General features: G+C 30.9%; 9 protein-coding genes and 1 pseudogene. 6 read left to right on the top strand and 4 right to left on the bottom strand.

Going from position 1 to position 14,066, the window contains the following annotated elements; genetic code table 11:
* Nucleotides 1–48 precede the first annotated feature (48 nt).
* A complete protein-coding gene (locus ACN0WI_RS15820; protein ID WP_417888021.1) occupies nt 49–876 on the bottom strand; it encodes an OmpA/MotB family protein in 828 nt (275 codons plus the stop codon).
* A 350-nt stretch (nt 877–1,226) separates the two neighbouring features.
* Here ACN0WI_RS15820 and ACN0WI_RS15815 point away from each other — a divergent pair, with 350 nt between their 5' ends.
* Entirely contained in the window at nt 1,227–6,239 is a 5,013-nt protein-coding gene (locus tag ACN0WI_RS15815) for a translocation/assembly module TamB domain-containing protein (RefSeq protein WP_417888020.1), read from the top strand.
* A 26-nt stretch (nt 6,240–6,265) separates the two neighbouring features.
* On the top strand, nt 6,266–8,581 hold the full coding sequence (locus ACN0WI_RS15810) for a BamA/TamA family outer membrane protein (protein WP_417888019.1): 2,316 nt from the start codon (nt 6,266–6,268) through the stop codon (nt 8,579–8,581).
* Between the two features lie 28 nt (nt 8,582–8,609).
* Here ACN0WI_RS15810 and upp read toward each other — a convergent pair whose 3' ends face one another.
* Nucleotides 8,610–9,269, bottom strand: coding sequence for a uracil phosphoribosyltransferase (gene upp, locus ACN0WI_RS15805; protein WP_417888018.1), 660 nt, complete (start codon nt 9,267–9,269; stop codon nt 8,610–8,612).
* A gap of 323 nt (nt 9,270–9,592) precedes the next feature.
* Between upp and ACN0WI_RS15800 the strand changes: the two genes are divergently transcribed.
* From ACN0WI_RS15800 to ACN0WI_RS15790, 3 genes are all read left to right on the top strand, one after another.
* On the top strand, nt 9,593–10,042 hold the full coding sequence (locus ACN0WI_RS15800) for a hypothetical protein (RefSeq protein ID WP_417888017.1): 450 nt from the start codon (nt 9,593–9,595) through the stop codon (nt 10,040–10,042).
* An 81-nt stretch (nt 10,043–10,123) separates the two neighbouring features.
* Nucleotides 10,124–11,653: an FMN-binding glutamate synthase family protein gene (locus ACN0WI_RS15795; RefSeq protein WP_417888016.1), complete on the top strand. Its 1,530-nt coding sequence runs from the start codon at nt 10,124–10,126 to the stop codon at nt 11,651–11,653.
* Between the two features lie 17 nt (nt 11,654–11,670).
* Nucleotides 11,671–12,129, top strand: coding sequence for a universal stress protein (locus ACN0WI_RS15790; RefSeq protein ID WP_417888015.1), 459 nt, complete (start codon nt 11,671–11,673; stop codon nt 12,127–12,129).
* A 17-nt stretch (nt 12,130–12,146) separates the two neighbouring features.
* Here ACN0WI_RS15790 and ACN0WI_RS15785 read toward each other — a convergent pair whose 3' ends face one another.
* Nucleotides 12,147–12,605 (bottom strand): hypothetical protein, encoded by a 459-nt coding sequence (locus ACN0WI_RS15785; RefSeq protein WP_417888014.1) that lies wholly within the window; start codon nt 12,603–12,605, stop codon nt 12,147–12,149.
* A gap of 93 nt (nt 12,606–12,698) precedes the next feature.
* On the bottom strand, nt 12,699–13,292 hold the full coding sequence (locus tag ACN0WI_RS15780; protein WP_417888013.1) for a DUF6134 family protein: 594 nt from the start codon (nt 13,290–13,292) through the stop codon (nt 12,699–12,701).
* Between the two features lie 408 nt (nt 13,293–13,700).
* Between ACN0WI_RS15780 and ACN0WI_RS15775 the strand changes: the two are divergent.
* Nucleotides 13,701–14,066, top strand: a pseudogene (locus ACN0WI_RS15775) (hypothetical protein); the annotation flags it as partial.

Genomic DNA, 14,066 nt, shown 5'->3' with positions numbered 1-14,066 from the left:
GTTTCCGCTTTCAAGTTTAGTTAGTAAGTAATATTTAGTTGGTGGTTTTTATTTTTCAGAATCTAGAAGCGCTAGAAACTTATCTAAGTTTGGAAGAATAACAATTCTAGTTCTTCTGTTTTTTGCACGGTTTTCAGCGCTATCATTATCTACTAATGGAGCAAAACTACTTCGTCCGGCAGCAATTAATTTAGCACCATCTACATCGTATTTATCTTGTAAAATTCTAACGATAGAAGTGGCTCTACGTACACTTAAATCCCAATTATCTTCTAAATACGATTCTTTAACCATGGTTTGGTTATCAGTATGCCCTTCAACCATAACTTCCATAGCTGGTTCGCTATTTATAACATCAGCTAATTTTTGTAATAGCGGATAAGCATCTTTACTTACCCAATAACTTCCGCTTCTAAATAATAATTTATCAGAAACATTAATCATTACTACAGTTTTATCTACACTTATATCTACATCTTCATCACCACCTTCTGTGATAGTGTTTCTTAAATTATAAGATATTGCTGCATTTATAGAATCTTCTAAAGTAGTAAGACCTTGTAGTTTATCTTGAGGCATTTTTGCGATGGTTTCTCGCATTTTTTCTTTAGAATTGTTAGACATAGCAGCTACATCATTCAATTCTAATTTTTCGTCATTTTCTTGTCGAAGCGAATTTATTTTTGCATTATAATCGGCTACTCGATTTTCAATAGCAGCGTATTTTTGTTCAATTTCTTCTTTTTCAACTCTTGTTTTTTGTAATGTGGTTTTAGTGTCATCTAGCTGACCTTCTAATGAAACATACTTTTTTTTAGATACACATGAAGCCAATAAGGCTGTAGAAAATAGAGTAATTGCGAAACTTTTTTTCATTGCTATTTATTTTTTTAAATATGTGGTTAACGTTTCATTGTTTATGATGAAACTTTATATTTGACTTTTAAGTCAAAAAATTAGCCACAGAAATTTAAAGAAATATTAAAATCATACAAATAACTGTAAATGAAATAAATAACAACAATAATAATAATAATTCCAATAAAACAAATACTTGTATAAATTTAAGAAACTGAGGATTTATAGCTTTTAATTGTAGAAATTTTGCTACAGTTTTGCTGAAAATTTATTTTTAACAGAAGATTATAAAACTGACTTGTTAATTATAATCTCTTCGTTGTTAATTGCACTATAAATTAACTATACACAAAAACTACCCATAATAATTGCAAAACATTAGTCCTAAAATAAAAAAGACACTTAGAATATTCCTAAAAATTATTGCAGGAATTGTAGTGTTTTTAATATTACTCCTCCTTTTTATTAGAAGTCCTTGGGGGCAAAATATAATTGTCCAGCGTGTAGTTGCATATCTTGAAAAGGAAACAAATACCGAAATTAAAATAGATAAACTTTTTATAGCTTTTGATGGTGCTGTAACCCTAGAAAAGCTTTATGTTGAAGAAACTAGTGGAGATACATTATTGTATGCTAATAGTTTAGATGCACAAATTGCAATTTGGCCATTAATTAAAGGGAATGCATTTGGCGTGAATGAAGTAAATCTGGAAGGTGTTAAAGCAAATATTCATAGAGAAGATAGTATAAAAGGTTATAATTTTCAGTTTTTGATAGATGCTTTTGCTACAGCAGACACTACTCAGCAACAACCAACAAACTCAAAGCCGATGGAAATCTCGGTAGGAGATGTATACTTAAAAAATATCTTTTTAAATTTTGATGATGCAGTTTTAGGCGCACAAGCTAATTTAATATTAGGAGATTTAGCCGTAGAAATGAATAGTATTGATATGGCAGATATGCAATACGATGCTTCAAAAATAGCTCTAAAAAATACAGTAGTTTCTTACAAGCAGTTAAAACCTTTACCCGAAAGCGAAGAAGATACCACTAGTGTATTACCTATGTTTAAAATAGGGGATGTCGATTTAGAAAAAATAGCTGTTAAATATGTTTCGAAACCTGACGGATTAGAATTGCAAACCAACATCCCTAAGTTTTCTGCTTCAAAGAGTGAATTAGATTTAAGAACATCTGTAATTAATGCAGAATCTTTAGCATTGACTAATTCTAACACGCTTTTGAAAATGACTAAAACAAATCAAAAGCCAGCAAAAACATCACCGGAAACATCAAATTCAGGTTTCGAGTGGCCAATTTGGATTATTAAAATTGATGAAATTGATTTTGCTAAAAATAATATAGCTTACATAAATAATAATGCACTAATAACTCCTGGAAAATTTAATGCAGATGCTATTAAATTATTGAATTTAGAACTAAAAACCGGAGAACTAGCATTAAAAGATAAAAAACTTTCAGCTATTATTGATAATATAGCTTTTGAAGAAGCTTCTGGTTTACAATTAAAATCCTTTGAAACTACTATTCAGTTTGACGAAAAGCAAACAAATATAGAAAACTTAGCAGTTCGGTTAAATAACAATTCTTTAGAAGGAAATTTAGAGGCTAAATATACTTCAATAGACGAGTTAATTAATCAACCTGAAAATATTATAATTAAAGCTACTATCCCTAATTTTAAAGCTAATCTATCAACTGCATTTTATTTTCAACCGCAATTAAAATCGAATCCGTATGTAGCTGCATTAAGCAAGAAATTGCTTCACGGAACTATAAAAGCAAACGGCAAATTATCGAATATCGATATTCCAAACGCCAGAGTTAATTGGGGAAATTCAACTCGGATAGCGTTAAAAGGGCGTTTAAAAAATGCTACCGATGTAGATAATTTATATTTATCTATCCCAAAATTCAATATAAAATCCACTAAAAATGATCTAGACCCTTTACTAACTAGTCTAGAATTAGGCTTAAATTTACCTGATAATGTTCAGGTTACAGGTAATCTAGAAGGAACTTTAGCAGATATTTCAGCAGATGCTAAACTAGAATCTTCTTTTGGGGGTATTCAAGTAAAAGGAAATTTTCAGAATACAGAAACTATTGCTTTTGAAGCTTCAGCTGAAACCGATAGTTTAGCTATTGGTAGTTTGCTTCAAAATCCGGCATTAGGAAAAATTAGCTTAAAGCTGAATGCTAAAGGAAGTGGAAGTTCGGTCAATACATTGGATGCACAATTAAAAACAGTAGTCAATCATTTTAAATATAACGATTATACTTTTAAAGAACTTAGTTTACAAGGGCAAGTGACTGATGGAAGTGGCTTTATAAGTTCCGATTATAAAGATGATAATTTAAATGCTACACTAAATGGAGATATTCAGCTAGATTCCATTTCTCCGTCTTTTGGTGTAGATTTAGATGTAAAGGGAGCTGATTTAGAAGCATTAGGTATTTATACGCGAGAAATTAAAACAGGTTTTGATTTAACGGCTAATTTTAAAGGAAATAGTGAAAATTATGATGCCGAAGGTGTTATAACTGAAGGAGTAGCTGTTTACGAAAATAAAGCCTATTTAATGGGAGACTTAAGCTTTTCGGTTCATGTAACACCAGATACTACAGCGATTCGTTTAGATAACCAAATGGTAAAACTTACGTTAGAATCAAATGCAAGTCCGGTTGAATTTAGTGAATCCTTAAATCGACATTTTCAAAGTTATTTTTCGGAAACAGACCCTAGTGATACTATTCCTAATCCTGTTAATTTAAAAGTTAAAGGGTATATTACTCAGGCACCTATTATGAGCGAGGTATTTTTAGTAAACCTAAATGAATTAGATACACTAGATATCAATATTGATTTTAGAGAGAAAGAGCATAAACTTGATGCTTCCATTAAATTACCTTATGCAAAATATTATTCAGCTTCAATTGGAGGATTAAGGCTTAGTATGAATTCCGATACGGAGAATTTAGATTTTACGGCAGGTTTTCAAGCTTTAAGTGCAGGTCCACTAAACATAAAACAAACTCAATTTAGTGGAACTATAGATAATAATTTGATGAATTTGAGATTCAACTCCGTTTATCAACAAGATACAATCGTAAATATAGCTTCAACAGTAAAAATAGATGAGGATAAAGATATTGTTACATATCATGTTGAACCTGAAAATTTAGTTGTAAATAGTAAACCTTGGCAAACGTCAGAAGATAATTTATTTACTTATAAAGGAGATTCGCTAATTTTCGAGAATTTCAATTTCCAAAGAAATGGAGAGAAAGTAAATTTACACAATAAAGAGAATGAATATAATTTAGAGAATATCTCCTTCGAGTTTTCTAATTTCGACTTATCAAACTTTTTAACGTATCTAAATCCAGAAACAAAAATTGCTAGCGGAAATTTAAATGGGAACTTTGCATTGGTAAATCCATTCGGAAAACTAGGTTTTCTAGCCAATTTAACGATAGATTCTTTAAAAGCACTTGAAGTAGATTTAGGTAAACTTAATTTAAAAGGAATAGCAAAAGGAGCAGAAAGTTATAGATTCGATGTGGCTTTAAAAGAAGGCCCTATAGATTTAGATTTAGAAGGCAATTATAAAGTAGCCGATACTTCTGCCACAATAGATGTAGATCTTGATCTTAATGAAGTTCAGATGAAAGCCATTTCAGGCTTATCATTAGGAACTTTAAAAGAAGGATCGGGATCTTTCTCCGGAAATTTCAAAATGAATGGCACAACAACTAACCCAGAATACAAAGGGAAATTACAATTTAGCGATGCTCAATTTACTGTATCGCAACTTAATGCTCCGTTTATTTTGAAGAATGAAGTATTAGAAATCGATAATTCAGGTTTCTATTTTAATAATTTTAATATAGGAGATACAAAAGGGAACACGCTAGCTATAGATGGTTCTGTAGGTACAGAAAGTTTTATAAATCCCACTTTTGATTTATCGGTTAAAGCCAATAACTTTAAAGTTTTAAATTCTACAGAAAAGGATAATGATTTGTTCTACGGTAACGCAAGTTTCGATGCCGATGCAAGGCTAACCGGAGATCTTAATTTGCCTAAATTAGAAGTAGAAATAGAAGTGGGTAAAGATACTGAAATAACGTACGTTATCCCGGAAACCGAATTACAAATGGAAAACCGAGATGGTGTCGTAATATTTGTAAATAAAGAAAATCCGGACGCAATACTTACCGGTACTGAAGAAAAATCCTATGTTTTTAGTGGTTACGATATAGATGCTCGTCTTAAAGTAACTAATGATGCCGTTATCAATGTAGTTTTAAATGAAAAAACGAACGATAATTTACAAATAAAAGGGAATGGGGATTTACGATTTAATATTCTGCCCAACGGTAGAACAACCTTAACCGGATTATATACGCTAACCGATGGGCATTACGAGTTAAGCCTTTACAGTTTAGTGAATAGACGTTTCGATATTCAAAAAGGAAGTACCGTTAGTTGGAGTGGTGATCCTATGAATGCAGATTTAGATGCTACAGCAATTTACAATATCGAAACTTCTGCATACGGATTAATGGCTAGCGATGTAACAGGTGCAAATTCAAATGATCAAAATCAGTATCGAAAAAAGTTACCCTTTAAAGTATATCTGTACGTAAATGGAGAACTCACAAAACCAGAATTAAGTTTCGGGCTAGATATGCCTGAAAGTTCTAGAGGTTCTGTAAATGGTAATGTATATAGTAAAGTACAGCAAATTAATAATCAGCAAAATCAGTTAAATAAACAGGTTTTCAGTTTATTGGTTTTAAATCGTTTTTACCCTGATTCAGGAACAAGCGGTGCTAATGGAGGCTCTATGGCTATTGCTAGAGATAATTTAAGTCAGGCACTTTCTGATCAGCTAAATATGTTTTCCGATAAATTATTGGGAGATACTGGAGTTCAATTAAACTTCGGTGTAGATAGTTATACCGATTACCAAAACCAAGGAAGTCAACAACGTACGGATTTAAATGTCAGCGCTCAAAAAAAATTATTTGACGATCGGTTGATTGTAAGTGTTGGTAGCCAAGTAAATATAGAAGGTAGCCCAGCGCAACAAGAAACTAATCCATTAATAGGAAATGTAAGCCTAGAGTATTTGCTTACAGAAGATGGTAAATTCAGATTGCGTGGTTTCCGAAGAAATCAATTTGAAAATGTAATCGATGGGCAATTAATAGTAACTGGTGCGTCATTAATTTATACCGAAGAGTTTAATCGGTTCCAGCAATTATGGAAAAGTTTATTACGAAAAGAAGACGAGAAAGAGAAAGAAAAAAAAGATGAAAGTGAGGATGAAGAAGAGACTCAAAAATAAGAAGCACAGAAAGATAACGATAAGTAATGAAACATAATAAAGGGCATTTATACATAATAGGAATTATCGTTTTACTGCAAGCTTGTAATGTTAAAAAGTTCATTCCAAAAAATGAATTATTATACAGAGGAGCCGAAATCGAAGTAATTCCCGATACTAGCAGTATTAAAAATGTAGATGCTACACAACAGAATCTAGAAAACGTTTTGGTTCCAAAACCAAATACTAAATTTTTAGGTTCTTATCCAGGTTTATATTTTTATTACAAAGCTCAACGTGAAAAACCCGGAATCATTAATAAATTTTTAAATAAAAAAATAGGAGAGGAGCCTGTATATTTAAGTGATGTAAATATCTCTAAAACTCAAGATTTATTAATAAATCGTTTAGAGAACGATGGCTATTTTTATAGTCGCGCTAACGCCGATGTTTCATTCGATACGGTTAGCAAAACAGCAAAAGCATCCTATACTGTTAGTTTGCCACAACCCTATAAAATGAAAACGTATCAGTTAGTTTCGGATTCTCTTCCAGTATATCGATCTATAAAACCTATATTAAAAGATGCTAAATTCAAAGAAGATATGCTTTTTAACTTATCGGACATGAAATCGGAGCGAGAACGTTTAGATTTAGCCCTAAAAGAGAAAGGGTATTATAATTTCAACCCTACATTTTTATTATTTCAGGCTGATACCAATCGATACGATAAAAAGCAGTTTGATTTATTTCTGAAAATAAAAAAATCAGTTCCAGAAAAAGCGATTATCCCTTATAAAATTTCAGAAGTTTCTGTTTATCCAAACAACAATATAAATAACGATTCGGTTTCTAAAGACACTGTTCAATTTGCTAACAAAAAATATATTCAAACTACAGACCCTTTATTCTTTAAACCAGAACGTTTAGATCCGTTTATTTTAATTGAAGAAGGTGATTATTACAGCCCAAAAAAATCAAGAGCTACTAGTAGACGATTAGGAAATATAGGAGCTTACAAATTTGTTAATATTGATTATGAAGAAGTTGATTCTTCTGCAACCGATAGTTTAGGCTTGTTGCGAGCTAATATTTATTTGTCTCCTTTAACTAAAAAATCAATAAGAGCGGAATTACAAGCAGTATCAAAATCAAATAATTTTGCGGGACCTAGTTTAGCATTAGCACTTAATCAGCGTAATTTATTTAGCGCTGGTGTTTCCTTGAAAACTTCTTTAAAATTAGGGTATGAATTTCAAGCGGCTAGCGGCGATCAGTCAGGACTAAACAGTATTCAAATAGGTTTAGGGAATGATTTAGTATTTCCACGATTACTATTCCCGTGGAAGCCTAATAAAAATTATTTTAAATACGATATTCCTAAAACCAAAATCAGTATGAATATTGACTATTTAAAGCGAAGCGATTTATTTGAACTTGCTTCATTATCAAGTTCTTTTGGTTATATATGGAATGCAAATCGATATATAACCTACACATACGATCCAGTAGCTTTAAATTATGTTGATTTAATAAAAAAAACAGATAAGTTTCAAAAAATACTAGATAAAAACGATTATTTAAAAAGTAGTTTTGAGCAACAATTTATAGCAGGTTCTTTATTTTCTTTCACCTACAATGGAATGGTTGATACAGAAAAAAAACAAAACTTTTATTTAAATACTAATTTAGATTTTGCAGGAAACTTATTAAGTTTAATTAGCGGCCACAGCAAAGAAGATCCACAAACCGTTTTTAATTTAGAATATGCTCAATATGCTAAGTTAGATGTCGATATTCGGTATCATTACAAATTTAAACAGTCTGGACTATTAGCTGCTAGACTATTCGGAGGTTATGGAATGCCTTATGGGAATTCAGATATTATTCCTTTTACCAAACAATATTTTTCAGGAGGACCATATAGCGTACGTGCTTTTAAAATTAGATCGTTAGGTCCTGGAACTTATAATCCTGATAACGATCCAGACAAGCAAGAACCTACAGAGGATGTAAATATTAACTCAGATTATTTCGATCGTGCTGGTAATGTTCGTTTAGAAGCTAATATAGAATATCGTTTCCCACTTTTTAGTTATTTAAACGGAGCTGTTTTTGCTGATGCCGGAAATGTTTGGACAACTAATAGTGAATCTTCTTTGAAAGGAGGCGAATTTAGTTCTAACTTTATCAATGAACTTGGGATTGGCTCTGGAATAGGTTTACGAGTGGATATTCAAGGATTTGTACTACGTTTCGATTTGGCGGCCCCTATACACGATCCTCAAAAACCATCTGGAGGTCGATGGAAATTTGATGTAAGCAAACCAGTATTTAATTTTGCTATTGGTTATCCATTCTAAAAAAACAGATAACCAATAATGCATAAAATTAATGTTGTTTTTTAGTACCGAAACATAAATCACCAGCATCTCCTAAACCGGGTACTATGTATCCATTTTCATCCAAATCAGGATCAATAGCTGCTATCCATAAATGGACATTTTCAGGAAGTATTTTTTCTAAATAATCAATACCTTCTTGGGCTCCTATTACTGCCATTAAATGAATAGCCTTCGGTTTTCCCATTTCTTGTAGAGCTTCCATAACATTTGCAAAAGATCTTCCGGTAGCTAACATCGGGTCTGCCAATAATAAAGTTTTATTTTCTAGAGAAGGTGAAGCCATATATTCAACTTTAATTTCAAATTCTTCACTATTATCTAGATGATGCCTATATGCTGAAATAAATGAATTATCGGCATCATCAAAATAATTCAAAATTCCGTTATGCAAAGGAATTCCTGCTCTTAAAATGGAACAGATCACTAAATCATTTTGCAAGTAAGGTTGCTTTATAGTATCTAAAGGAGTTGTGATTGTTTTTTCAGTATATGCTAAAGTTTTACTGAGTTCATAACTCATAATTTCACCTAATCGCTCTATATTTCTTCGGAAACGAAGCCGATCTTTTTGAATTTTTACATCACGAAGTTGAGCAATAAAAGTAGTAGCAACAGAGTTATCTTTAAGGAGATGATGGATTTTCATCGGAATAATATTTTTATAAATTTAGTTCTTGAAATGTTATTTTTTGAAAACATTAAAAAAACTTTCTATTTTTTACATTTCAGATCGAAATTACTAAATTTTGGTTATATTTTTGATATTAAATATAAAGCAAGTCTAATAAACCCATGAAACATTTTACTATCTTTTTTATATTTTTTTCTGTTATACTACAGAGTCAAGCTCAAATTGAAATACCTCGTAGTACCAATACAGGCTCTTCATTAAAATCAGGAACATTAAATAACAATAGTTCCGTTTTTTCTAGGCTACGTAGCAAGCCAAACGAAACTGAAAATATCTTCATGAAAAAAGATAAGCCTGAAATTAATATGCGCAAAAAAGATAATGGGCTTTTAACTGAAGCAGATCGTTTTGCTGAAGAATTTAAAAAGGATAAAGAAGCAAAAGCTGCGTACAGAGAAGATCAGTATCTAGGAGATGTAGAAACAGAAGGTAAATTTGTAGAATTATACTGTCGGGATAATCAATATGTAGATGGAGATCGTGTAAAAATTATAGTTAATGGCGAAGTTATTGTAAAAAACTTAATGCTAGAAGGAAACTATCATCCTTTATTAGTTGATTTAAAAAGTGGATTTAACACAGTTGAATTTGAAGCTTTAAACCAAGGAACTTCAGGCCCTAACACTGCTGAATTAAAAGTATACGGTGAAGATGGTACACTTTTAGTAAACAAAATATGGAATTTACTTACCGGAGCAAAAGCAAGTGTTATGGTTATAAAAAAATAATATCACTCTTTTTTAAAATTATAACATCATTTTAGCATAATTGCCAAAATTTGCTCCTTAGTTTTATAAAAAATTGAAACAATGAGAAAAGCAATAGGGTTTACCCTAATTATTGCAATTATAGCAGGCTTAATAGTCTGTACAATTCTTTGGCCAATTTATGGCTTTTCATTAATAGGGTTATCTCTTTTCGGAATAGGACTTTACGACATATTTCAAAAAAAACACGCTATTTTACGAAATTTTCCACTGATAGGGCATATGCGTTACTTGTTGGAAATGATTAGCCCAGAGATTCACCAGTATTTTGTTGAAAATGACACCGATGGCAAACCTATAAATAGAAGCCATCGTTCTTATATATATGCTAGAGCAAAACTTGAAAATGATACTCATCCATTTGGTACAGAGCTAAATGTTGAAGTAGAAAATTTCAAATGGATGCAACATAGCATTTATCCTTCTGAATTAAAAAAAGATATTCCCAGAGTAGATATTGGTGGTCCGGATTGTAAAAAGCCATATAATGCCTCTTTATTCAATATTTCAGCGATGAGCTATGGCTCACTTAGTAAAAATGCAATAGAGGCACTTAATAAAGGAGCAAAAGCCGGAAACTTTTTTCATGACACCGGAGAAGGAGCTATATCCGATTATCATCTTAATGGTGGTGATTTAGTTTGGGAAATCGGTACTGGATATTTTGGCTGCCGTACTGATGATGGTAATTTTGATCCTGAAAAATTTAGCAAAAAGGCAAATCTTTCGGTAGTTAAAATGATCGAAATTAAAATTTCTCAAGGAGCTAAACCCGGGCACGGAGGTGTTTTACCGGCTTCTAAAAACAATGAAGAAATTGCCAAAATTAGAGGAGTAGAACCTCATACCGAAGTTTTATCACCTCCTGGGCATAAAGCCTTTAGTGATGCAGAAGGACTACTTAAATTTGTGAAACAATTGCGGGATCTTTCCGGGGGGAAACCTGTTGGTTTTAAATTAAGTATTGGTTCTAAAAACGAATTTTTTGAGATTTGTGAAAAAATGATAGAAACAGGTATAAAACCAGATTTTATAACTGTTGATGGCGCAGAAGGAGGAACAGGAGCTGCTCCCATAGATTTCTCAAATTCTGTAGGGATGCCTTGGGAAAAAGCTTTATTATTTGTTGTAGATGCCCTAAACGGATACGATTTAAAAAAGGATATACATATTATTACGGCTACTAAAATAATTACCGCTTTCGATATTTTTAAAGCGCTTTGTATTGGTGCTGATTTATGTAATTCAGCCCGAGGGATGATGTTTGCCTTAGGATGTATACAATCTTTAAAATGTGACACTAATAAATGCCCGACTGGGGTTGCTACTAATGATAAAAGATTTACAAAAGGTTTAGTTGTTGAAGACAAGTGGAAACGTGTAAAAAACTATCAAGAACAAACGCTTCGTGATTTTATGGAATTGTTTGCTGCCGCTGGATGTAACTCGTTAGAAGATCTAAATAGAGATTTAATTAATAAACAAATCAATGATGAGATTAAATCATATTCATACTTCTATCCACCTGTTACAAGTGGAGCGTATTTAAAAGAAGAAAATATTCTACCTTAAATTAAAATTAAACAATTATGGATAAAATACTTGTTACATTAGATTATCATCCCAACTCAGAAAAAGTAGCTGTCGCTGCCTATGAATTGGCAAAAAAGATGAATGCTGAATTAAGATTTTTACATGTATTAGGTGAAATTTCTCAGTATGGAGTAGATTATACCGGATTTTTGGGTTATGAAGGATATACAAGTCTTGGATATAATTTAGAGACCGAAAATGAGTTAGAGAAAATGGCTATTGAATTTCTTGATACTGCAAAAAAGCAATTTTCTGATGATAGAATTTCTACTGCTTTAGAAATAGGAGCGGCAGAAGATGGAATACTGAGACATGCTAAAAAATGGGGTGCAGACTTAATTGTTATGGGTACTCACAGCCATTCAACAATAGAAAAAATATTAGTTGGCACAGTGGCTTCAAAAATTTTGGAAAAGACAACGATACCAGTTTATATGATTCCTATTAAAAAATAGCGATTTTTTGAGATGTTTTAGCAAACAGGTAAATCTTCTAACTTATTGATTGTGTCAGAAGTATACTTGATTTCATCTAACTGGCTATCAATTACTCGCATTAAATCATTTGGGAGTTCGTAAGCTCTTTTAATTTGCTTGTAACAGGAAATAGTTTTATTTTCTATTATTAATAATTGTTTTAATAATTGATTTTCTTTTAGAGATTCTAAATCAGAATTAGCAGTAATCCAAGTTAATCCATCTTGAGTGTCGTTCAATTTAATCATTGAATTTATTGATTGTAATTGATACCATTCTCGCTCTAATTCAATAAGGAAACGAGATTTTTGGTGATATTGTTCTTTAATAAAGCAGCCTAAGCGAGGACCTAAATCTTCGTTTAGTAAATAATTGTAATATTCTTTGAGCCGTTTTGTTTTTGTGAAAATTTCACTAACTATTTTTATTATATTTTCATGCTGATTAGTCATCATTTTTTTTCAAAATTAAATTTTAACTATCAGCTTTATCTTAACATTATATCAATTCACCTTAAATTAGCTTTTATGTTAATTATTCAATAAATATTATTTTTCTTGAATTTGCAACTCAAAGTCTATCAATCCGCTATCTATAAATGCTTTTTGTAGAAGTCCATTCCTATAGAAATAAGTATTTACTCGTCCTTTCTTATTTTCTTTAGTATAACAATGTGATTTTACACGAGTAATCTTTTGAAAATTACCATTTTCTTCACTATAAATTTTTGAAACAGATATGGGTTCTTCAAAAATTAACAGAATACTACTAAAACTAATAGGATAGTTAATTGTTGATTCATGATCTCCACAATCAAAAAAAAGATAGCTATTTTTACGTTTTATAGTTTTAGAATCGGTTCTTCTTTTTCCATTTACTATTACTTCTGTATAAGCTTTTTGCATTAGATCATCTTCATACAAAACTTCAAAATTATAGTTTACATTTATTTTGGCTAACAATCTAGCTTCTATAGCTGTTTTACTTGTATAAGTTATTATTTTATTATTCTTTACTCTAGAAGCTACAAATTCTCCTATTTTTTTATCTCGATGGATTACGTCAAAAACCAACTGTTTTTGCTGACTAAATACAGTTAATGTGTAACAAAATATAAATAGTGTAAGTACGGTTTTTATCATTTAAAATGAGAATTCTGAATTCTTTTAAATTTAATAAAATATTCCTTTTCGGAAAATTAATAGCAAATAATTAAATTTTAAAAAAGAAGTAAAATCATTGTTTAATAAAAGATCATTCTATTTTTATAAAAACTTCAAAAATCATCTTATAATTCTTTATAAGAAAAGAGTGAAATCTAAATTTTCAGCGTAAAATTAAAATGTTTAATTATTAATAAACAACAGATTAAGGAAATAAGTTATAGTAAAATTCCTACAGCAGATTAAACTTCAACGAGTATTTAGGTTGCTCATCGTAATTTTTTTTTTCAAGGTTTATTCTGTTTTAATATTGCCAAGATTTTGCACAGAATATTTAATCGATAAATAATGAAAAATAACTATTTCTTTAATAGAATCAGTTCCTTAATGATTTTATTATTCGTTCTCTCTAATACTTCAACACTGTTTGCTCAAGTTGGAATAGGAACGGATAATCCAGATCCATCTGCCATTTTGGATATTCATAGTGATAAAGCAGGAGTATTATTGCCAAAAGTTTCTTTAAAAAGTTTAAAAGATCAACAAACAGTTAATAAACCTGCGGAAGGATTATTAATTTATAATAAGGAAAAAAATAATCAGAAGCATTTAAGTAATAGCTTTTACATTTGGGATGGTCAACAATGGGATAAAGTACAATCACAGAAAGATGCCGATGATATTAACGAACGAATAGATAGTTTAAAAACTTCTATTGGAAGTGGCGGCGGTTCTGGTGATAGTTGGACTTTA

The organism is Zunongwangia sp., from assembly GCF_048269745.1.
In the GTDB taxonomy this organism is placed as follows: domain Bacteria; phylum Bacteroidota; class Bacteroidia; order Flavobacteriales; family Flavobacteriaceae; genus Zunongwangia.
The sequence above is the reverse complement of the archived record's forward strand: the minus strand, read 5'-3'. Positions and strand labels throughout refer to the sequence as shown.